15 protein-coding genes are annotated in these 22,303 nt (G+C 43.4%); 5 read left to right on the top strand and 10 right to left on the bottom strand.

What is annotated here, in order from left to right; all coding sequences use genetic code 11:
* Window positions 1–183: 183 nt before the first annotated feature.
* The 7 genes from mltF to Q7U33_RS04780 form a co-directional block, all read right to left on the bottom strand.
* On the bottom strand, window positions 184–1,581 hold the full coding sequence (mltF, locus tag Q7U33_RS04750; RefSeq protein ID WP_370651984.1) for a membrane-bound lytic murein transglycosylase MltF: 1,398 nt from the start codon (window positions 1,579–1,581) through the stop codon (window positions 184–186).
* 32 nt (window positions 1,582–1,613) lie between these two features.
* Entirely contained in the window at window positions 1,614–2,285 is a 672-nt protein-coding gene (rpiA, locus tag Q7U33_RS04755) for a ribose-5-phosphate isomerase RpiA (RefSeq protein WP_304858446.1), read from the bottom strand.
* A gap of 127 nt (window positions 2,286–2,412) precedes the next feature.
* Window positions 2,413–2,973 carry an elongation factor P gene (efp, locus tag Q7U33_RS04760; protein WP_304858447.1) on the bottom strand — a complete coding sequence of 187 codons (561 nt, stop codon included), beginning with the start codon at window positions 2,971–2,973 and terminating at the stop codon, window positions 2,413–2,415.
* A gap of 38 nt (window positions 2,974–3,011) precedes the next feature.
* Window positions 3,012–4,160 (bottom strand): elongation factor P maturation arginine rhamnosyltransferase EarP, encoded by a 1,149-nt coding sequence (earP, locus tag Q7U33_RS04765; RefSeq protein ID WP_304858448.1) that lies wholly within the window; start codon window positions 4,158–4,160, stop codon window positions 3,012–3,014.
* Window positions 4,161–4,166: 6 nt separating this feature from the next.
* The gene (locus Q7U33_RS04770; RefSeq protein ID WP_304858449.1) at window positions 4,167–4,517 is read right to left on the bottom strand and encodes a DUF3147 family protein; all 351 of its coding nucleotides are present in this window, start codon (window positions 4,515–4,517) and stop codon (window positions 4,167–4,169) included.
* Window positions 4,514–5,008, bottom strand: coding sequence for a transcription elongation factor GreB (gene greB / locus Q7U33_RS04775; RefSeq protein ID WP_304858450.1), 495 nt, complete (start codon window positions 5,006–5,008; stop codon window positions 4,514–4,516). The genes Q7U33_RS04770 and greB overlap by 4 nt, the downstream gene beginning before the upstream one ends.
* Window positions 5,009–5,015: 7 nt before the next feature.
* A complete protein-coding gene (locus Q7U33_RS04780; RefSeq protein ID WP_304858451.1) occupies window positions 5,016–5,408 on the bottom strand; it encodes a hypothetical protein in 393 nt (130 codons plus the stop codon).
* 73 nt (window positions 5,409–5,481) lie between these two features.
* On the opposite strand from Q7U33_RS04780, the gene Q7U33_RS04785 reads away from it, so the two are divergent.
* Both Q7U33_RS04785 and Q7U33_RS04790 read left to right on the top strand, forming a co-directional pair.
* Complete coding sequence (locus Q7U33_RS04785) at window positions 5,482–8,223, top strand: PD-(D/E)XK nuclease family protein (RefSeq protein ID WP_304858452.1); 2,742 nt, start codon at window positions 5,482–5,484, stop codon at window positions 8,221–8,223.
* Window positions 8,220–11,579 carry an exodeoxyribonuclease V subunit beta gene (locus Q7U33_RS04790; RefSeq protein WP_304858453.1) on the top strand — a complete coding sequence of 1,120 codons (3,360 nt, stop codon included), beginning with the start codon at window positions 8,220–8,222 and terminating at the stop codon, window positions 11,577–11,579. Before Q7U33_RS04785 ends, Q7U33_RS04790 begins: the two co-directional genes overlap by 4 nt.
* Before the next feature lie 103 nt (window positions 11,580–11,682).
* Here the strand turns inward: Q7U33_RS04790 and Q7U33_RS04795 are convergent, their stop codons facing one another.
* The 3 genes from Q7U33_RS04795 to Q7U33_RS04805 all read right to left on the bottom strand — a co-directional run bounded on the left by Q7U33_RS04795 (window position 11,683) and on the right by Q7U33_RS04805 (window position 17,114).
* Window positions 11,683–12,582 (bottom strand): universal stress protein, encoded by a 900-nt coding sequence (locus tag Q7U33_RS04795; RefSeq protein WP_304858454.1) that lies wholly within the window; start codon window positions 12,580–12,582, stop codon window positions 11,683–11,685.
* Window positions 12,569–14,230: a cation:proton antiporter gene (locus Q7U33_RS04800; RefSeq protein WP_304858455.1), complete on the bottom strand. Its 1,662-nt coding sequence runs from the start codon at window positions 14,228–14,230 to the stop codon at window positions 12,569–12,571. The genes Q7U33_RS04795 and Q7U33_RS04800 overlap by 14 nt, the downstream gene beginning before the upstream one ends.
* Before the next feature lie 139 nt (window positions 14,231–14,369).
* A complete protein-coding gene (locus Q7U33_RS04805) occupies window positions 14,370–17,114 on the bottom strand; it encodes a cation-transporting P-type ATPase (RefSeq protein WP_304858456.1) in 2,745 nt (914 codons plus the stop codon).
* A gap of 482 nt (window positions 17,115–17,596) precedes the next feature.
* Here Q7U33_RS04805 and ald point away from each other — a divergent pair, with 482 nt between their 5' ends.
* From ald to Q7U33_RS04820, 3 genes are all read left to right on the top strand, one after another.
* Window positions 17,597–18,712 (top strand): alanine dehydrogenase, encoded by a 1,116-nt coding sequence (gene ald / locus Q7U33_RS04810; protein WP_304858457.1) that lies wholly within the window; start codon window positions 17,597–17,599, stop codon window positions 18,710–18,712.
* Window positions 18,713–18,857: 145 nt separating this feature from the next.
* Window positions 18,858–20,201, top strand: a complete 1,344-nt coding sequence (gene hflX / locus Q7U33_RS04815) for a GTPase HflX (RefSeq protein ID WP_304858458.1) — start codon at window positions 18,858–18,860, stop codon at window positions 20,199–20,201.
* Between the two features lie 372 nt (window positions 20,202–20,573).
* Window positions 20,574–22,303, top strand: a 1,730-nt coding sequence (locus Q7U33_RS04820; protein ID WP_304858459.1) for a filamentous hemagglutinin N-terminal domain-containing protein, incomplete at its 3' end; no start/stop codon positions are given.

A 22,303-nucleotide genomic window follows, 5' to 3' on the forward strand; every position in this document is an offset into this window, starting at 1 on the left:
CCGCTCCTACAGGGATGGAGATAGGTTAGAGTTAAGTGCTTAACTTTAGATCACCTTAATACAAAGCGCTGTATCGTTTATTTTTTTGGTAGATGATTGTGTAATGCGGCTGTCTTTGATATGCAGATATGCAGATATGCATGTTAAGAGAGCACACTTTCTTTGGTGTGTCTTGATTTGAAGCTAATTACGTGCAATCTTAAATTTATCTTGCTCAGGGTTGTGGCTGGGTTGATGCTTTTCTAATATGCGCTGATAACTGCGCACGGATTCTACAAAAATAACGGGTGCACCACCGCTGGCATAGCCATATTTTAGTGTGGAGTAGTATTCAGGGTTTTTAAGTAGTACTAGTGTTTTCTTCACATCTGCCCAGCTATCAGGATTTAATCCTAGTCTTTTTGCGAGCACTCTAGCGTCTTCAAGATGTGCATAGCCAATATTGTAAGAGGCGAGCGCCATGTAGGTTCTATCTGGTTCTGGAATACGATCTGGAATAGTGTCGATTAATTTAAGCAGGTACTTAGCGCCCGCTGGTATGCTTTGTTTTGGGTCTAATCTATCCGTAACGCCCATTAAGTCTGCTGTGCTTTCTGTCAGCATCATAAGGCCGCGCACATTGGTTGGTGATGTGTTGTACGTGTCCCAATGTGATTCTCTGTAGCTGACGGCTGCCAGTAGTCGCCAGTCTATACCAGTAATATCTTGTGCTTGTTTAAACAGGTGGATGTACTTAGGTAGTAGGCTGTTGGTGCGTTTAAGAAAAGTGGTGACATCCATAGTGTTGAGACGCGTATTATGGCCGTAATAGCGATCAAGCAGGTTGCGTAATGTGCCATCTTTTTTGATGGTCTCAAAGAATGCATTTACTTTAATCAATAATTGTTGATCTGAATTTTTGGACATTGCCCATGCAATTTTATCGGGAGGGCCGATTGGCATTGCAACACCGAGGTTAGGATGGTAGTTCTGCATTAAGCTGGCTAAGTGACTGTCAGCCACAGTGAAATCCAGTAGACCGTCTGCAACTTCTTCTAGTAGTGATTCAGTATTGGTGTGACTGGCACTTTTCCATACGATAGTGTCATGTTTTTTCTGTAAGTTTGCTAAGCTTTCTTCGTAGCTTGTACCTTCTGGCACAGCAATTTTTTTACCAACGATATCAGTGATATTTTTTGGCTTTTTATTGACGTCTTGATTAAAAATGAGCTGTTGTTGGGTTTCTTGATAAGGTTTGGAGAATAAAACTAGATGCTTGCGTAGATCTGTAATACTTAAGTTAGCAGCCGCAATGTGTGCCTTATTTTTTAATAAGCTTGGGATTACATCACTGATACTGTTCACTAGTAAAAAGCGAATTTCGTGGTCAGGAAAGTGCGTCTTAACAAATAGTGTTGCGAGATCGTATTCAATCCCTGACGGCTTATTCTCATTGTTCAAATAGTAAGTTGATGGCCCATTGTGTGTGACAAACACAATTTCTTTTTTATTCGGGTCAATCGTTGGTATCTTATCGACCTCATCTACTGGTTTACAACCAATAAAACAAATACACAGGAATGCGATGGTGATTATGCGCATCCACTGTTTATTTGACACGAAAGCTAACAAGCTTAGCGCTCGCTTACTGCGCCATCTTGGGCGATTAACACAAGGTCCGTGAGTTGATGGAAAATCCCATGCTCCACTACCCCTGGTGTGTTGTTGATGAGCGTATTTAATGTGCTTGCATCAATGCTGTTGTCAAACTTCATATCAAGCACATAGCTGCCATGAGACGTTACCCAAAAACCATCTCTTGCCGCATTTGGGCGTAGTTCGCCGACCGCACCAATGGCCTCTAAGTTCTTTTTTGCCATTTGCCAAGCAAAGGGGATCACTTCAATTGGGATGGTGAAATTTTGCCCAATATGGCTGACTAATTTGCTTGCATCTGCAACCGCGATGAACTGCGTAGCAGCTTTAGCTAATAGCTTCTCTTTCACAAGGTCACTACCGCGGCCTTTAAGCAAGGTGTTGTCTGGGGTGATTTCATCTGCACCATCGACATATAAGTCAATGCTGTTGACGTGCTCAATAGCAACGATTGGTAGCTGTAATGACTGCGCTTTTTGTGCGCTGATCGTAGAGCTTGCGATGGTGGTGATTTTAAGACCTTGTTCACGCATTAGTCGTGCAAGCTCTTCAATGAAGTAATTGGCTGTTGAACCTGTACCTAGGCCAACTAGCATGCCGTCTTGGACGTATTTGGCGGCATGTAGTGCTACTAATTGTTTGTCATTCATTTTGCATCCCCATGACTTCTGTACTTATTATGTTGACTATATTAACGCGATTTCCTTTGCTTAGTCATAAAAAAAGGGAGCTAGTTGCTCCCTTTTTAAATAATTTTTCTATTTAAGGATAGCCAAATTACTTCATCACGCGGTTTCTGTATTCGCCAGTACGTGTGTCAATTTCAATTTTGTCGCCTTGTGCGCAGAATAATGGCACTGGTAATTCAAAGCCTGTTGCAATTTTAGCTGGTTTCATTACTTTACCTGAGGTGTCGCCTTTTACTGCTGGCTCAGTGTAGGTGATTTCGCGCACAACGGTTGTAGGTAACTCAACAGTGATTGCTTTGCCATCGTAAAAGCGCAAGTCAGCTGGCATGCCATCTTCCAAGTATGGTAATGCATCTTCCATGAACTCTGCGTCTACATCGTATTGGTTGTATTCTGCATCCATGAATACATAAGTTGGGTCAGCAAAGTATGAGTAAGTCACTTCTTTTTTCTCAAGTACGATGACATCAAACTTATCGCCAGCGCCGTAAATGTTTTCACTAGGTGCTTCAGTTAATAAGTTTTTGAACTTCATTTTTACAACCGCAGTGCTACGGCCTGATTTGTTGTATTCTGCTTTTACTACAACGAGTGGAACGTTATCCACCATAATCACGTTACCGGCGCGGAGTTCTTGTGCTGTTTTCATAGGTTGCCCTTAAAAGTCTATATGCGTAAAACCGCGCATTATACCTTATTTTCTACGATATTTTTTATCATTTTCTCACTAAAAATCACCAACTTAGTGGCAAGGTCGGTTTGCTGCGCATAGGTATAAGATTGGTGTAGGCAGAATGTTTTGAGTGTGATTAGCTTGTTCAAATAGTCTTGCCATGTAGTGCTTGATACATGCTCAGACAGCCATGCATTATGTAGAGCGAGCACTGATTCTTGGGTATTTTTTTCAGATGCAGAATAATATAAATTTAAAAACGCATGCAGTTTTTGAATATGCGTTTCTTCTGTTTGTAGATAAGGTTGCCAAATAAAAGGCTTGCCTGCCCAAATGGCACGTACCCAGCTATCCTCACCGCGTACAAAGTTGATATCACAGCTATTGAGCAGATGGTCGTAATTAGCTTGGCTTAAAAATGGGATGACATGCAGAGTGAGATTTTTGTGAGTAAGTTGCTCGCCTATCTGCAATGCGCCTCGCTCAAAAAATTTGGCTACGCTAGGTAAAATACTGCTGGCAGGCACATAGCAGCTTATCCTTTGTTTGGATTCTGCCATTGCGGTTAACAGTGATGTAATGGGGGCGTGTGGGTAACAAAATAACGATACTTTTAAATCGTCATTTGCAGGTAATCCCAAGTTTTTTAAAAAGTCTTGTGGGTGGGCTTGGTTGTTGATGAGCGTTTGCTTGGTTTTAACAATCTCATGTTCTCGTAGTAATCCGCCTGTGTTGGCAGTAAACCCAGGGAAGAAAAAGTGGCGCGTTAAATGACCCCGCTTTGAATTTTTTGCATGAAAGTCATCCACCCAAGCTTCAGCAGATAAGTACTCCAAATTGATCCAGATGGTATCAGGGCGCATTAATGCCAAATATGATGGTGGCAATTCGCAGGCAAAACTTTCAATCACGACTTGTGTAGCGTTTGTGAATGTGGTGTTTGCATGCCATGAAATAATGGTGATGTTTTGGATGGTTTGCTGCGCTAGGGTGGGGTCTAGCGTTGGAATTATTTGTTTAGCAACATGAAGATCATCAATGAATATGCGGATATTTAATTGGTGTTCACACTGTAGTTGCTTAGCTAGTCGCCAACAAACGCCAATATCGCCGAAGTTGTCGACTATTTTGCAGAAGATGTCCCAGTTTTTGAGGCTTGCCATTTGAATTTACAGCAAATGAATATTAAAAACTTTAAGCAGTTGAGCGTAGCCATAAAACAGCACTACAGTAAGTAAAAGGCAAGTTGCTAATGTAGGCCAGAATCCAAACCTTGGTAAGACTAGTGCGAAGACTAAAAACATAGGTAATGTTGGTATCACATACCAAAATGTATAGTAGGCATAGTTGGCGATTTTAGCGGCGGGTTGATGTTCGACATGTAACCAAATTAAACTGATGATGGTGATGATAGGTAGTGCAGCCAGAAAACCGCCAAGTTTGTCACTGATTTTGGCGACCTCTGAAATAAGTACAATAGCCAAGGCAGTGAGCAAGAATTTAATAATGAGGTAGCTCATGGTTTTAGATATTGAATCGCTATGATTTCAAATGTTTCTTCACCTTTAGGTGTTACGGCACGTACTGTGTCACCCACGGATTTGCCCATGAAAGATTTGGCAAGTGGCGAAACCCAGCTGATATAGCCTTTGCTCGGCTCTAGCTCATCTTTGCCTACAATGCGGTAAGTGTGCTCAGTATCATCGTCCAAATTGTATAAAGTGACCCAAGCGCCAAAGTATACTTTTTCCAGATGTTGTTGTTGGCTTGCATCTACAATTTCGGCTAAATCCATACGCCGCATCAGGTGACGACAGCGACTATCAATTTGGCGTAAGCGACGTTTTCCGTAAATGTAGTCGCCATTTTCGCTACGGTCGCCGTTGCTTGCAGCCCAAGAAACGGTACGAACAACTTCTGGGCGTTCAATTTTATAAAGTTGATGAAATTCTGCTTTAAGTGCGGCAAAGCCTTCAGGGGTGATGTAGTTTTTTTCGTCGGTAGCGGCCATGAGATGATTACTTGCCGACTTTAGTGTCGTCTAGCAATTGCACATCTTTGACATAAAAACTGGTTTCGCCAAAACAAGTGGTAGGCACGCCTTTGTGCTCTTCATAAATTAAGCGTACACGTTCACCAACGGTTAAATTAATTTTTTTGGCGACGGTTTCATCTCTGACGGTAAAAAAGAATTTTTCAGCTTGTGTGCCTGGCATAGAGACTAAAATGAGCTCTCCTTCATAGGTTTTACATATCCAACCTTTTTGTGACAGCTTTTGTACATAGCCCGCGCGCTCGCCTGATGAGTAAACCCAGCTTAATGAGGCCCATGTGTAAAGACCGAATAGGCTAACAGGGACTAGCAGCAAAAAGATGAAATAGGTAAGAATTTTTTTAAATCGATCGACCATGGTTCTTCAGGCTTTCGTTTGTGAATACAGCTATTTTATTTGCCTATTACAAATAATCCAATAGAATTGTGAAATGACTTTAAAGCCTCTTATTCTTTGCCCATCCGCCCGCTTGGCACGCAGTATTCAAAACGACATTGCGCAGCAGCAGATTGAGGCACAGGAAAGCCAATGGCTTAGCCCAGAAGTACAGACTTTATCACAATGGTTAGATCGTATCATTGAAGAGGGATTGCTCACAGGGGAGATTATCACGCAATCATCTCCGTATGCTTTAAGTGTGTTTAACGAGCAGTTGTTGTGGGAAGAGGTGATTACACAATCACTGAAGAAAAATGCATTTGGTGAGTTGTTTGATGTTTCTGGTTTGGCAAAAGCCGCGATGGAGGCTAACCGTTATGTGGAGGCTTGGAATCTACATGTGCCACGCGAGCATCAGGCAGAGGAGTCACGCCAGTTTATGCTCTGGCAGCAGGCTTTTCAGGTACGCTGTGCCGAACTGAATGCATTGGAAAGTGTACGTTATTTAGATTGGCAGTTATCACATTTGGCGAATGTTGGTAGTGTCTTGCCAGCTCGCATTGAGTTTGCTGGCTTTGACCAAACGGCACCACAAGAAAAGCGATTGCGTGATATTTTGATGCAACGTGGTGTGGAAGTGGCTGACTATATCACCACGGCAGGTGAGCCTGCACAAATACAATATGTGTGTTTAGAGCATAGTGATGCTGAATGTAGAGCCGCCGTTGCATGGGCCGCACAATATTTAAGTGAGCATCCGCAAGCAACGATTGCGATTGTGACACCACGCTTGAGCGAAGTTAGAAACCAGCTGGCAGACTTGCTAGATGATGTTTTTTACCCTGAAAGCATGCGCCCTAGTTTAGCGGCAATGCCTAGACGCTATAATTTTTCTTTAGGTACGCCACTTGCACAACAGCCTGTGATTCAAGCTGCTTTGAGTCTATTAAGGTTAGTGACAGCGTATCAGTTGGCCTATGCTGATGTTTCTGCCATGCTACTTTCTCCATTTTGGTCTGCAAGCCAGCAAGAAGCGGATGCACGCGCTTTGCTGGATGCAAGGATGCGTGAAAAGCTGCCGATGCAATTTACTTTAGCGAGTTTTATTGCATTTGTGCAAAAGCAGCATGATGATGGCTTGAATTTAGCACAGCTCTTACATGATTTAAAATCAGTGATTGCAGCCATCCCCAGCAAAGCAAGCGATGCATCACAGTGGGGAAGTGTATTAGATCACTTGCTTGATCATTTGCGCTGGCCAGGTGAGCGCAATATCAGTAGCCTTGAGTATCAGGCGATGAATGCATGGCAAAAGGCATTACAGCAATTAGCGCAGTTGGATGTGCTGGGCAAACGCATCATTGCCAACCAAGCTGTGGCGTATTTACAGCAAATTTGTACTAATCAAGTATTTCAGCCAGAAACCGAGCAAGTGCCCGTGATTCAGATATTAGGGATTATGGAAGGGCTGAGTGCGCCTGTCGATGCGATTTGGTGCATGCATATGAATGACCATGTTTGGCCGCCACCTGCACGGCCTAACCCCTTGTTACCTGCGTTTATTCAGCGCTTGGCTGGGTTGCCGAATGCAGATGACAGTGTGCAAGCCACATTTGCCGCAACCATACATCAGCGTCTTTTACATTCTGCGCGTGTGCTGATATTTTCAAGCAGTCGTACCGAAGGTGAGAGCCAGCTACGCGCATCGCCATTGATGCAAAATATCCCCACACTGAATACCGAACTGCTGTTTGCAGAAACTTTAGCAGAGCAGTTAAGTGCTAAAACACACCAAACTTTGGCTCACATTGATGACCACATGGCACCGATTGTTAGTGAAGGTGAGCATGTTTCTGGAGGCACTGGCTTGCTGAAAGCGCAGGCGGTGTGTCCAGCATGGGCTTTTTATCAATATCGCTTAGGGGCGAAAGCGCTCAAAGTACCCACCAGTGGATTAGACAGTATCACACGAGGCTCATTGGTACACGATGTGCTAGAGCGGTTTTGGCTTAAACGTCATTTTGCTGATTTACGCGATATGAGTATCGATGACTTTACCAAAGCCTTGAAGCAAGCGGTGACGAATACTTTAGAAGCATTTGTGGCAGAAAGTGATGTTGCATCCCCTGCGATACTTGAGTTGGAGCATGAGCGGCTTTTAAAGTTGATTGGTGATTGGCTACAGTTTGAAAAAGAACGTGGTGTTGTATTTAAAATAGTAGGTTGTGAAGTAGCTAAAGTCGTGCAAATTTGTGGCATTGAAGTGCACTTAAAAATAGACCGTATTCATCAGTTAGAAAATGGTGGTTTAGAATTTATTGACTATAAAACAGGTCAGGTGCCTAAAACCAAAAGCTGGGGTGAAGATCGCATTACAGAGCCGCAGTTGCCTATTTATGCAAGTTTTTACGCGGATAATATGCACCCTGTTTCTGGTATCTATTTTGGCATGGTGAAAACTGCTGATCATGAATTTTCTGGCGTGGGTGAGGATAATTTCGAGACTGAGCAAGCCAAACGTAAACCAACTTTCACACAAAATTTTGTAGATTGGCAGCATTTGTTAAACCATTGGAAAACTTCTATTGAAGAAATTGCACTGGAACTTAGGGCTGGCGAGGCTGCTACACGTTTCAATGATGAGGCAGACTTGATGTACTGCGAAGTGACCACTTTACTCAGGTTGCCTGAGCGACAATTACAATTTGAGCGGTTTCAGGGCCTGGATTCACAAACTGGCGATGTACAAAGTGCCAGTTCACATAATATTAGTTCAGATGGCGGTGGTGTATGAGCGAGCAACTGAATATGAATGCATCAGATGCTTTAGAAGAAGATGCACAAAACCGATTACGCGCGCTTGATTTAACCTCATTTATTGTAGAGGCGCCAGCGGGTGCAGGGAAAACTGAGCTACTCACACAGCGGTATTTGAAGTTATTGCAAACCGTGAATGCGCCAGAAGAGATTATTGCGATTACCTTTACCAATAAAGCTGCGGCAGAAATGCGCTTGCGTATTTTGGATAGTTTATTGAGGGCGGCTAGACAAGATAAGCCTAAGGAAGCACATAAGCAAATTACTTATGATTTGAGTTTAAAGGCCTTGCAGCAATCTGAGCAACATCATTGGCAATTAATTGAAAATCCATCGCGGCTACGTATTTTTACGATTGATAGTTTATGTGCGCATTTAGCAAGGCAAATGCCATTAATGAGCCGTTTTGGCGCCCAGCCTGGGGTGACGGTTGATGCAGGCGTGTTATATGCACAAGCGGCAGAGCAGGCGCTTGCCTTGGTGGATAGTGCTGAGCACAGCGATTTGGTAAAAACAGCGTTGCGCTATGTAGATAACGATGCCAATCAGCTTAAAAATCTGCTGATTAAAATGTTGGAAAAACGTGACCAATGGTTGCACCATGCGCAGCATGAGGTAGATGCTGAGGCCTTGCAACTTACTTTACGCTACTTGGTAGAGCAGGAGTTAGGTCTTGCTACACAGGCCTTACCATTTAGGTTGCAGCACTTACTCATGCCGATTGCACGTTACGCAGCTTCTCACTTGCCGTGTGACCACGCGATTGCTTTATTACTAGACTGGGAAACGCCAATCGTACAAAAGCAAGAGGCACTGCCTATGTGGCGTGCTGTGGCAGAGTTGTTATTAACTACAAAAGGTGAGGCGCGTAAAGAGGGCGGGTTAAATGTGAAAGTTGGCTTTCCTGCTACCGATGAAGGCCGCGCACAAAAGAGTGCATTGGTAGAAATAATCAATGCCATTGAGGATGTTGATGCTTTACATCGGGTGCGTTCATTACCTAACTTGAGCAATGGAAACACTGGTTGGCAAATTATTACGACGCTTTCTAAGTTGTTGACGCTTGCTGTGGCTGAATTGTGGTTGGTGTTTCAACGTGCAGGAGAAGTAGATTTTGTTGAAATTGCACAGCGCGCAACGCATGCATTGACTGACCATTTTGGAGAGCCTACAGAATTAGCGCTTAAACTTGATTATCAAATTCAACATTTATTAGTGGATGAGTTTCAGGATACCAGCCCTAGCCAAGTGGCACTGATTGAGCAACTTACACTAGGTTGGCAAGTTGATGATGGGCGCACTTTATTTGCAGTAGGTGACCCGATGCAGTCCATCTATCGTTTTCGGAAGGCAAATGTTGGCTTGTTTATTGATGCGGCGGTTAACGGTATCGGTAGTATCTATTTAGAGCGCTTGCAGCTTTATCGGAATAATCGCTCATGCCCAGAGATTGTGAATTGGATTAATCAGACGTTCGCGCCAATTTTCCCTAAAGTGGATGAAGTGACGCAAGGCGCGATTCATTACCGACCATTTATTGCGACGAAACAAGCACTGCCTAATGCGGGTGTAGAAGTACACCCGATTATTAAACAGGGGGAAGAAAACTACGAAGCCGCAGCACAGCGCGAAGCTGAGGCTGTGATTCGTATTATTCAACGTGAGCGAGCAAGCAACCCTGATCATAAAATAGCAGTGCTGGTGCGCTCTAAAAAACACTTGGCAAATTTGGTCAGCCAGTTACGCCGCGATTATCAAGAGATTCCCTTTCAGGCGGTGGAGATTGAAGCGCTTGAAGGCCGCCAGATTGTACAAGACTTACTTTCACTGATGCATGCATTGCATCATCGCGCAGACCGTGTGCATTGGTTGGCGATTTTGCGCGCACCTTGGTGTGGCTTAACTTTACATGATTTATATGCATTAGCTGGGCATGACCATCAGCAGACAATTTGGTCACTAATGCAGAATAGTGACGTTGTCGCTCGCTTGTCGGCAGATGGGCAAGCACGATTAATGCATGTGCGTGAGGTGTTGCTAGAAGCCTTTGCAAGCCAAGGGCGTATGAATGTAAGCCGTTGGGTGCGCGGTGTGTGGTTAATGCTGAGCGGGGCAGATTGTTTATGGGAGCAGTCAGATGTGGTGGATGTGCAGGCATTTTTTAGTTGCCTAGAAAATCTTGACCGTAGCAATCAGTTTTCACCAGAGCGCATGCAAAGTGAAATCACTAAATTGTTTGCCGCACCTGATAGCCATGGCGAACATCTGCAAATGATGACGATCCATAAATCGAAAGGCTTAGAGTTTGATAGCGTCATTTTATTGGGGTTAGGTGCCACAACAGGCGGCAATAATAGCGACAAACCACTCGTGCTGTGGGAGGAAGTGAAAGCCTCTTATGGGCATGAACTGCTTGCTGCGCCTTATGTTCCCAAAGGCGCGCGCGATAAAGAGAATGTCAGCCCTTATGATTATTTGGAATCACGTGAAAAAGCACGAGACGCGAATGAATCAGCGCGCGTACTTTACGTAGCGGCAACGCGTGTAGAGCGCAAGCTACACTTGGTAGGCATTGCTAATCAGAATGCAAAAGGGGAGATTAACCCGACCAAAAATACTTATTTAGATTTACTGTGGCCGACGGTTGCGACGATTTTTGAGGCTGATTTGCAAGTCGAGCATACTACACATGAGCTTGATGATATTGCCCAATTTACACCACAATTGGTACGCCTAGCTCAGCCTGCGATACCTGAAATATTACAAACTAATCGGGCGATAGTGGCGCATACTAAACCTAACGTAAAACCTAGTTTTCAAAACAGTTTAGAAGCAGATATGGGTGTTTTAGCGCACCGATATATGGAGATAATTGCACAGCAAGGATTATCAGACTGGACTAGCCATCGCATTACATTGCTTGAGCATGCCATGCAACATTGGCTACGTCAGCAAGGACATGCCGAGCGAGTGGCTAAAGAGGCTGCTGCTAAAGTACAGTTGATATTAAAACAAACACTGGATAGTGTGGATGGTCAGTGGGTGCTAAAAACAAGGCCTGATGCAGAGGCTGAGCTGGGTATTACTCGCCTTCACCAAGAATCCGTCAAAAGCTATGTGATTGACCGTATGTTTATTGAAGATGGCATACGATGGATTGTTGATTATAAATCAGTGAGTTTAGCGCCTAATTTGACCGATAGTGAACTGAAAGCGATTGCAGCGCAATTTCAATCACAGTTAGATGATTATGCAATGTTGTTTGCTGATCAGGCGGTGCCAGTTAAAAAAGCTATTTTGTTTTTAAGTTTAGGCAGGCTCATTGTTTTATAACGAAAGCTTTGTTTAATTAATAGTTTGTTTAGCTAGTGGTTTTCAACTAATAGTTTTATAACTTGGCTGGCTCTACCAAGTGATGATCTATTGCGACATATTTTTACTGTGTATGTTGATCAACAATGACCAATACATCTGAGTTAGTTTCAGCTAACACTTTTTTGGTAGCACTCCCGAGTAAGAGTTCTTCTGTGACATGTTTGCCATGTTTTCCCATTACAATCAGGTCGCAATGGCTAGATTGTTCAACGCTGACTACGCACTCTGTGATGTCTCCATCAAGCACGCTGACGATATAGTTTTGTTCTGCAAGCCCAGCAGATTTTGCTAATGCATTTAGCTGTGACACAGCATCGGCTTTAGTTTTGTTTTTATAGTGCTGAATCACATCGGTATCAACGCCAGCAAATTGCATTTTGCTTTCATACGGCACATTAAACACATGTAATAAAATTATTTCAGCTTCAGGCGCAATTTTTTTTGCATTCATTACCACTTGTTCTGAAATGGCGGAGAAATCTACGGCTACCAATATGCGTTGATACTGATTTTGCGGTGGAGTTTTAACCACCAGTACATGTGCATTACTCTTGCGTAGCAGTCGAGATGAGGTCGAGCCTAATATATAACGCATTAAGTAGCCACTGCCATGCGCACCTAACAAAACAAGATCAGCATGAATTTTTTCTGAGTATTTAGCGACCTCACTGAATGTCACGCCCTCTGCAACGTGGGTTGTTGCTTTAACACCCATATTGTTGCTTGCATCTGTGATGATGCTAGTTAAAGCTTGGTTAGCCTCATTGAACATTTGTTGCGAAAGTTGAGTGGCATTATTACCCATTAATTCGCATAATTGTGTCATCGCATCATGACTCATCACATGCATGATGGCATATTGTGCAGCATTGTGCTTTGCGAGCATGAAGCCACGGTTGACTGCTTGTTGTGCGAGTGCTGAAAAATCTGTGGCGACTAGTAGCTGCTTAAACGCGGTCATGAGGAACATCCTTTTCATGTATTAATGCTGATAACTCGTGTACTGCGTAATCCACAGCGTTGCTCATTGGGAGTAACACATTAGTGACCCCTAGTTTTTTGAGTACGGCACTATCGGCCTCTTCACGAGCGACTACGGCAACCTTGCCTTGATAATGATGGTCTTGCAAGGCTTGCAATAAGCCTTTGTTCGAGATTAAGTCTGGCAGTGTACTTACAACCCAAGATACACCTTTGAGCGGTAGGCTTTCAATAAAATCTGTTTCCATGCCGTCACCGAAGCGCACAGTTAAGCTTTTTTTACGGTAATGGCGTGATATTTCTGGGTCAAAATCGACCCCCATAATCGAAAGCCCTGAGTCTTTGAGGCCTAATGCTAAACGGCCGCCATATCGACCTAATCCAAAGATAATGAGATCAGGGTGTTTGTCATCGGGGCGATCTTTATTGGCTGCTAACTCACGATGCGGATTTTTTCGTTCAAATATCCGTAACCATGGTGCTAAACGTTCATAAAGTGGGTGTGAGTACAATATCATATAGGTTGATGCTGCAATGGTGACCAAGCCTACCAGTGTAGTTAAGCCTAGCGCTTCGATGCCAACATGGCCTAGTGAAATGCCCATGGCAACAAACACAATCGAAAATTCGCTAATTTGCGCTACCGTTAAGCCTGCGAGAAAACCTGTTCTTTTGCGATAACCCATGTAACCCATAATCGCCATCACAATAAGTGGGTTACCAATTAACACAAATAAAGATAATACGACCGCTGGCCATATTTCATCGCCCAGTGTTGAGAACTCTAGTTTTGAGCCTAAATCAATAAAGAAAAAGAGTAATAGGAAGTCTCGAATGCCAGTGAGGCGCGCATTGATTGCATCGCGATATGCCGTAGAGGCTAAAGAAAAGCCAGCAAGAAAAGCACCAGCTTCTTTTGAAAATCCAGCCATTTCGCCCATGGCGGCAAGCCCAGTACCCCAGGCAATCGCAAAAATGAGTAATAATTCTTGAGACTTTGCCATCATTGATACTACTTTGGGCAAGATGTACTTCATCAGTACATACATAGATACCGCTGCAACGCTGATACGTAATAACAATGATAATGCGAGGTCTGGCAATGCGGAGCCAGTGTCCGCACGCATAGCACTCATGGTCATCATGGCTAGCACCACAGCAAGGTCTTGAACAATCAGAAAGCCCACGGCGATGCGGCCATGTAACGCATCAATTTCACGTTTATCAGATAATAATTTAACAATAATAATTGTGCTGGAAAAAGTAAGGGCGACGGCTACATAGAGTGCCTCCATCCAGCTTTTACCCATGAGTGCAATCAGGATAAATCCAAAAACAATGGTAAAAGTGAGTTGCCCTAACCCTGTGGCGATTGCTACGGGGCCAATGTGCCGGATGTGTTGTAAATCTAGCTTTAAACCCACAACAAACAATAGTACCGCGATGCCAACCTGTGCGAGTAAATCAATCTGGCTATGTGCACTCACTAAGCCCAGTAAGGCTGGGCCAACAATAATGCCGACTACAATGTAAGCAATTAATACTGGCTGCCTTAGCCATATTGAAACTGCGCCAGCTGCGGCGGAGATCATCAGAATTAATGCAAACTCGCTAAATACTTCATGCATTGATATGGGCTTTCATTATTAGATTTTATTGTTTGCGGTATTGGCACAACGTAGCAATCTACATGTGCCAATACCGTGATTAATCAGATTTTAGGGGATGGTTTGTTAATATGTCTATCACTATCTCCAACCATCATGGCTACATCCTAGTTACTTTGTAATAACGCCAGATGGCTTTTTCAACTTCTACGATGAAAAACTTAACGATGCCTAAGCTGATAATCACCAGCCAAGAAAGCATATCAAGACCTTGGCTTTGAAACATTGATTGCATTACTGGTGCGTAGGTAAAAAGCAATTGAAAACTAATCAGCAAAATACTGACTACAATCGCTGTTGGGTTGCCAAGCAATGTTTCAGTGTTAAATGCAGATGTCGTAAAGTGACGTATATTAAATAAATAGACAAGCTCACCTACTACTAGCATATTCACTGCTGCTGTTCTTGCTATTTCTATTGAGCTACCGCGAGATAGTTCCCATTCAAAAGCGATAAACGTCACAGCAATCATTAAAATAGACACAAAAATGACTCTTGTGATGAGTGTGTTCGTGATTAGGGGTTCATTGCTAGGGCGGGGTGGATAATGCATTACATTTTTTTCAGCAGGCTCAAAAGCCAATGCTAATGCAAGCGTGACAGCGGTAACCATATTCACCCAAAGAATCTGACCTGCAGTAATCGGCATTGCGATCCCTGCAAACACTGACAATATAATAACGCCAGATTGCCCACCATTGGTGGGCAATAAAAAAAGCAACGATTTTTTGATATTATCAAACACAGCTCTACCTTCACGCACGGCACGTGCAATGGTGGCAAAGTTGTCATCTGTCAGCACTAGGTCCGAGGCTTCTCGGGCTGCATCAGTGCCTTTCATACCCATGGCAATCCCAATGTCAGCAGATTTAAGGGCAGGGGCGTCATTGACGCCATCACCCGTCATTGCAACTTGATAACCTAGCGATTGAAGCGCAGAGATTAGTCGTAATTTATGTTCTGGGCTAGCTCGCGCGAAAATATCAGTTTGCATGACGCTAGTTTTTAAAGCCTCATCAGACAGCTTCTCTATTTGCGCGCCAGTAAGTGCATTGTCTGCATTTAGTCCGAGTTTTTGGCCGATGGCTGCGGCCGTCACTGCATGGTCACCTGTAATCATCTTCACCATAATGCCAGCCTGTTTGCATTCTGCAATCGCTTGAATCGCCTCTTCACGAGGCGGGTCAATAATGCCTACAAGGCCAAGTAGTTCAAATTGCTGACTAATGTCGCTTAGGCTGATGCTGTTTTTTTCAGATGGGAATATGTATTTAGCAAGCCCAAGAACGCGATCACCCTCACTAGCTAATTGCTCCATTTGCTTAGTCCAATAGGCTAAGTCTATATCTTTAGCCTCTGCTTGGGTTTTGCATAGGGAAAATATGCGCTCTGGAGCCCCTTTAATGAAGGCAAAGTATTGACCATTATGATCATGATGGAGTGTCACCATGAATTGTTGTTCAGATTCAAACGGTATGGTGTCAATTCTGGGGTAGCGTTGTAGTTCTGACTCTGTATCTAAACCAGACTTATGCGCCAGTGCGAGCAGGGCTCCCTCAGTCGGGTCACCAATAAGCGACCATACATTTTCATCTGGCTTGTGTTCAATACGTGCATCGTTACACAGTAAGGCACAACGAACTAATTGTGCTACTGCAGCATTTGCTGATGCATCAATCGATTTATTATTGCAGTGAAAGCCACCCTCTGGGCTGTAGCCAGAACCTGTTATCTCAATATTGCAATCAGCAAGTACTACGCGAACAGCAGTCATTTCATTTTTAGTGAGGGTGCCTGTTTTATCAGAGCAAATGACGCTGACTGAACCTAAGGTTTCTACTGCGGGTAGGCGACGAATAATCGCTTTATTGCTTGCCAATGAACGTGTACCAATCGCTAGAATAATAGTAACGATTGCTGGTAAGCCCTCTGGAATTGCTGCAACTGCTAGCCCCACCACTGCAAGAAAAATTTCAAGTGGCGGCATTTCATTGATATAGCGCCCATACAAAAAAGTAATGGCACTGATCATAATGATCACGAGTGTAATTTGTTTCGCCAGTTGGTCGAGTCTACGCGTGAGAGGCGTGCTGAGTGATTTAATTTCACCCACCAAAGTGCCAATTCTTCCGATTTCGGTATTCACCCCTGTTTCAACAACAACGCCATGCGCATGACCAATCGCGATAATCGTACCTGAATAAGCCATGGTATGTCTGTCACCAATTGCAGCATCCTCACTCACAGCTGGCGTATTTTTCTCAGTAGGTAATGATTCGCCTGTGAGTGCAGCCTCATTCACTTTAAGATTTTTTGTCTTAAATAAGCGTAGGTCTGCGGGTACTTTATCGCCAGATTCTAATATCACTATATCGCCTGGCACTAGTTCTTTTGCGCTAATTTCATGCCTGTCACCCTCGCGCAGGACTCTGGCATGTTGTGCTAACATATTACGCACAGCTTCTAATGCTTGCTCTGCTTTTCCTTCTTGAATAAAACCAATCATGGCATTCACGAGAATGACAGCAAAAATAACACCAGCATCAATATAATCATTAAGGGCTAAGGTAATGAGCCCAGCAACTAGAAGTACATAAATGAGTGGGTTGTGAAATTGTAAACAGAACCTAAACCATGCGGGTCTGCGCGCATGTTCTGGCAACGCATTAGCACCATGTTGTGCTAGACGTGCTGTAGCCTCAGCGTGGCTTAACCCTTGATGCTCATCTACGTTTAGGTGGGAAAATATTTGAGTTGTACTGCTAGCATGCCAATTTAGTGATTTTGACAGTTCTCTATCCTTAACATTAACTGTTGAGTGGTTGTTTGGATTGATTGATTTCATGCAACGTGTCCTTAGATCAACTGAATATGACTGGCGATACTGAATTAGATATTATCGATAGTGTTTTACTTAATATTAAACGAATTCATTTTTTTACTGCTTGCTTTAACGCACATTGCCAACAGTCACAGATAATTTTATCAGGTGAATTTTTAACTAAAATCGCCACGATGTTAGCAACGCTAATTCCTACCGGATTAGATTCGTTTAATTATTTCTGATTGTAGTGTTACTCAGCCAAGTTTGAAAGCAACTCACGCTTGGCTCATACTTAAAATAGTGGCAGTTTGATTTTTATATCAGCGTGTTTTTGTGTAGTGATATTTGTCGCAGATTCTTGCCAACTCCAATGCAGTGATTTGCAGAATAGAGAAGCATAAAACTAATAATACCGAGATAGTATTGGTTTGGCGACCATTTTATTGATTAAGTTTTTTCATGTTTTTATTTACATAAATACAAATAACGAAGGGACTTTACCTATGCTCATAGGTGTACCTAAAGAAATAAAAGTACAAGAATACCGAGTAGGCTTAGTACCTGAAAACGTGCGTGAGTTAGTATCGCGAGGCCATAAGGTAATGATAGAAGCGGGTGCTGGTATTGGCATTAGTGCCACAGATGAAGACTATCTCGCGGCTGGTGCAACAATCGTTAATTCTGCACAAGCCTTATTTAAAAGCGCTGAACTGATTATTAAAGTCAAAGAGCCGCAAGCTGTGGAGCGGCAATGGTTACAATCAGGGCAGATGCTATTTACTTATTTGCATCTAGCACCAGACCCGCAACAAACGATCGACTTGATTGATTCAGGCGCAAGCTGTATTGCTTATGAAACAGTGACAAGTCACGGCGGCTTACCATTATTAGCGCCTATGTCTGAGGTGGCAGGTAGGCTTGCGGTACAGGCGGGTGCATATTTTCTGGAGAAAGCACATGGTGGCTTAGGTATATTGCTAGGTGGCATCCCAGGTGTAGCACCAGCGATGGTGACTGTGCTAGGTGGTGGCGTAGTGGGCATGCATGCGATTGATGTCGCGCTTGGCATGGGCGCTAGTGTGACAGTGTTAGACCGTAATGTTGATGTGTTGCATAAGCTTCAAAAGCAGTTCGGCCACCGTTTGCATACGGTTTGCTCAACAGCCGATGCGATTGAGCAGCACTGCATAATCGCTGATTTAGTGATTGGTGCGATTTTGATTCCTGGCGCATCTGCCCCTAAGCTGATTACCCGTGAAATTGTGTCGCGTATGAAGTCGGGCAGTGTGATTGTCGATGTGGCGATTGATCAGGGTGGTTGCTGTGAAACAGCACACCCTACAACACATGATGCACCTACTTACATCGTGGATGGCGTGATTCATTATTGTGTGGCAAATATGCCAGGTTCAGTACCTCGTACCTCAGCGTATGCGCTCAACAATGCCACATTGCCTTATATTATTGCCCTTGCCGACAATGGCTTACAAGCCTTACGCGACGATGAAGGTTTTAGAAATGGCTTGAACATTTATCAAGGAAAAGTGACTAATCTACCAGTAGCTAGCGCTTTAGGGTTTGCTTTTTATGAGCCAACAGAAGTATTGGGTATGCTATAAATTCATGACCGTAAAATACACTTAATCACCGCGTTTCGACCATTATTTAAAGCTCAATATAGCACTCAATTTTTAAACTCAACACGGCTAAATTGTAGTTTTCAGGTACTATCTGACCTCAATCAATTAAGACATATATTACCTAATGCAAAAAGAAGTTAAAGAGCGTTCAAATCTCGCGCTGGTGGCGGCTGTACAACTACCTAACGTGAGTGATGCCGAGTTTGAAGCCTCGCTTACCGAGCTACGCGAACTTGCAAAAACCTTAGGTTACGATGTGGTAAAGACCTTTGTGCAGAAGCGCGCAGGGTTTGATATCAAAGCTTATCTGGGTGAAGGAAAGCGGGAAGAGATACGTGCTTTTGTTAATCATGAGTCATATGAAGTTGAGTTTGATAAAGCACCACCCAATATCAACGATTGGGAAATAGACACTGTATTAGTGGACCATGAAATCTCACCATCACAAGCGCGTAACTTAGAAAAAGAAGTGGGTTGTGAGGTAATGGACCGCACCATGGTGATTCTGGAAATTTTTCACCGTAATGCACGCTCTCGCGCAGCACGCGCACAAGTTGAAATTGCACGTTTGGGCTACATGGCACCACGTTTGCGTGAAGCTGCAAAACTAGCAGGCCCCCAAGGTCGGCAGCGTAGTGGTGAAGGCGGACGCGGCGCTGGTGAATCACATACCGAGTTAGATAGACGTAAAATACGTGACCGCATTGCTGAATTGCAGCAAGATATTCTCGCGATGGAAGCCGAACGTAAAACACAACGTGCTCGCAGGCAAGAGCGCCAAGGCTTGGCAGGGGTTGCGCTAGTTGGATATACCAACGCAGGTAAATCCACCTTGATGCGAGCGCTGACGGGTAGTGAAGTACTGGTAGCTAATAAATTATTTGCGACACTGGATACCACTGTGCGCGCACTTTACCCAGAGAGCATCCCACGTATTCTTGTGAGTGATACGGTAGGTTTTATTAAAAACTTACCTCATGGCCTTGTGGCGTCGTTTAAGTCAACGCTAGATGAGGCACTAGATGCGTCGCTGTTGCTACACGTGATTGATGCAAGCGACCCTGGGTTTGAACGTCAACTTGAAGTGACTAATCATGTACTTAGCGAAATTGGTGCAGATGACGTACCACGTATTCGCGTGTTCAATAAAATTGACTTTGTGGGAGACGCCACAGCACAAACTGAACTTGAAATGACACTACAAAGCCGTTATCCAGATTGTGTGGTAATGAGTGCAAAACGACCTGAAGACGTAGCAAAGTTACATAAAAAAATTGTCGCGTTTTATCAGCAGGGTCAAATTGAGGCCGAGCTATTTTTACCTTGGGAAGCACAGCAATTACGTAAAGACATTTATGCGACTTGCCAAGTGCTAGCAGAAACGTCTGACCATGAAGGTGCATTTTTCAAAGTGCGCGGAGAGCCTAGTGCGATTAAAAAACTGACTGAAAGCATTGGGTCGCTTTAACAATCAGCAGATTTGCTAAGTTGAGTGCAGTATAAGTACTCGATTGGGTAGTAGTTGTTCAGCGCCAGAAAAGGTAAAATCGCGAGAATTGCTTAATTTTAAATATTCAACAAAGTAATTTTTTCCTTACAAAAATAAGAAAATAAAACACTGTCGCTTATTCAACGTTTTAGTTGCGAATTTGACTAAATTTAGCTCTGAAATTAGCTTAATAAATAACTAAAAAATATTAATCATTTTGCTTGTGCCTACTATTGGCGCCACTTAGCCAGAGTGATGGGTAGTTCTGGTTCTGGCCTGCTTCTTGCATGTTAAGTTATGTAATTTAACAATAAGCAAGAACGATACAAACTTTTAAACAAGGAGAGTGCTATGAAACGCGCTTCATTAAATCACACGTATAGACTTAAATGGGATTCGCTTCGCTCAACATTTATAGCGGTAGCTGAAAATGTAAAAGGCAAACGTAAAGCCTCAGCTACGACAGGTGTTTCTGCCACAGTTTCCCCAGTTGCGGATGTACTGGGCGTACAAATGAATAAATTGGCACTCGTCGTTGCTTTGGCACTATCTGGCCACTTAACTGCAGTTGCTGCTGACCTGCCTACTGGTGGTGAGATTGTCGCAGGCTCTGGCACAATCAGTCAGACAGGTAATGTCATGACTGTGACACAAACGACGGATAAGTTGTCAGCTAATTGGCAAACTTTTAACATTGGCAGTGGTGCCACTGTTAATTTTGTTCAACCATCATCATCATCTATAGCATTAAATAGAGTGCTGGGTTCAGATGTTTCTTTAATTCAAGGTAGCTTGAATGCAAACGGACAAGTGTTTCTGATTAACCCAAATGGTGTACTTTTTTCACCAACAGCACAGGTTAACGTTGGTGGGTTAGTAGCTTCTACGCTCAATCTAAGCAATGAAAACTTTTTGGCAGGTAATTTAAGCTTTGAAGGCCTAAGTAACGGCCTGATTGTTAATCAAGGTAATATCACAGCGATCAATGGTGGGACCATAGCATTAATCGCTGCCAAAATTAATAATACAGGTTCTATTACAGCTAATGCAGGCAACGTATTGATGGCTGCAGGTTCACAAGTTACACTGGATCTAGGTGGCCCAATTAAAATTAAAGTCACACAAGGTGCACTAGACGCATTAATTCAAAATGGCGGTGCTATCAAAGCGGATGGTGGTTTAGTTTATTTAACCGCAAAATCTGCTAGTGATTTAGCGTCTACTGTGATTAACAACACCGGCATCATAGAAGCACAGACTTTAGCCAGTGGTAAAACTGGTGAAATTTACCTCATGGGTGATATGGAAAAAGGTGTTATAGAAGTTGGCGGTACATTAGACGCTAGCGCACCTAACGGTGGCAATGGTGGTTTTATTGAGACGAGTGCTGCTACTGTGAATGTGGCTGATAATGTAAGCGTTACTACAAAAGCAAATGACGACTATATCACTGGTACTTGGTTAATAGACCCCGTAGATTTTTACATTGCAGCCACTGGTGGAAACATCACAGGCTCAACTTTAAGTAGCCAGTTAAATTCAGCAAACATTAAAATAGAAACCCAACCTGGTACAGATGGGAATGGGGATATTTTTGTTAATGATGCAGTGAGTTGGTCAAAATATATGTTGACGCTCAGTGCGCATCGTAATATTTATTTTAATGCTAACGTGACTGGTTCAGGTAATGGCAATAACGCCGCCACACTGAGGTTGGAGTATGGTCAAGGAGCCTTGGCCGAAGGTAATACAGCAACTTATACGAAAGCTGAAGGAGTGAATGTTACATTATCGTCAAGTGGTAAGTATTTTACAAAATTAGGTTCTAACGGTGTTGTTTCATCGAACAACATGAACTCATCAAATGGCAATCAAGTGCCTATGAGTATTACGCCAGTTGATCCAGTTGATCCAGTTGATCCAGTTGATCCAGTTGATCCAGTTGATCCAGTTGATCCAGTTGATCCAGTTGATCCAGTTGACCCAGTTGACCCAGTTGACCCAGTTGACCCAGTTGACCCAGTTGACCCAGTTGACCCAGTTGACCCAGTTGACCCAGTTGACCCAGTTGACCCAGTTGA

The organism is Methylotenera sp. (assembly GCF_030653755.1).
Taxonomy (GTDB): Bacteria; Pseudomonadota; Gammaproteobacteria; order Burkholderiales; family Methylophilaceae; genus Methylotenera.

Excerpts from the sequence above, each read along its gene's own strand:
- Q7U33_RS04805 (WP_304858456.1), bottom strand. The coding sequence starts at position 17,114 with ATGAAATCAATCAATCCAAACAACCACTCAACAGTTAATGTTAAGGAT.
- mltF (WP_370651984.1), bottom strand. The coding sequence starts at position 1,581 with ATGCGCATAATCACCATCGCATTCCTGTGTATTTGTTTTATTGGTTGT.
- rpiA (WP_304858446.1), bottom strand. The coding sequence starts at position 2,285 with ATGAATGACAAACAATTAGTAGCACTACATGCCGCCAAATACGTCCAA.
- hflX (WP_304858458.1), top strand. The coding sequence starts at position 18,858 with ATGCAAAAAGAAGTTAAAGAGCGTTCAAATCTCGCGCTGGTGGCGGCT.
- ald (WP_304858457.1), top strand. The coding sequence starts at position 17,597 with ATGCTCATAGGTGTACCTAAAGAAATAAAAGTACAAGAATACCGAGTA.
- earP (WP_304858448.1), bottom strand. The coding sequence starts at position 4,160 with ATGGCAAGCCTCAAAAACTGGGACATCTTCTGCAAAATAGTCGACAAC.
- Q7U33_RS04800 (WP_304858455.1), bottom strand. The coding sequence starts at position 14,230 with ATGCATGAAGTATTTAGCGAGTTTGCATTAATTCTGATGATCTCCGCC.
- Q7U33_RS04770 (WP_304858449.1), bottom strand. The coding sequence starts at position 4,517 with ATGAGCTACCTCATTATTAAATTCTTGCTCACTGCCTTGGCTATTGTA.
- efp (WP_304858447.1), bottom strand. The coding sequence starts at position 2,973 with ATGAAAACAGCACAAGAACTCCGCGCCGGTAACGTGATTATGGTGGAT.
- Q7U33_RS04790 (WP_304858453.1), top strand. The coding sequence starts at position 8,220 with ATGAGCGAGCAACTGAATATGAATGCATCAGATGCTTTAGAAGAAGAT.
- Q7U33_RS04780 (WP_304858451.1), bottom strand. The coding sequence starts at position 5,408 with ATGGTCGATCGATTTAAAAAAATTCTTACCTATTTCATCTTTTTGCTG.
- Q7U33_RS04795 (WP_304858454.1), bottom strand. The coding sequence starts at position 12,582 with ATGACCGCGTTTAAGCAGCTACTAGTCGCCACAGATTTTTCAGCACTC.
- greB (WP_304858450.1), bottom strand. The coding sequence starts at position 5,008 with ATGGCCGCTACCGACGAAAAAAACTACATCACCCCTGAAGGCTTTGCC.
- Q7U33_RS04785 (WP_304858452.1), top strand. The coding sequence starts at position 5,482 with ATGACTTTAAAGCCTCTTATTCTTTGCCCATCCGCCCGCTTGGCACGC.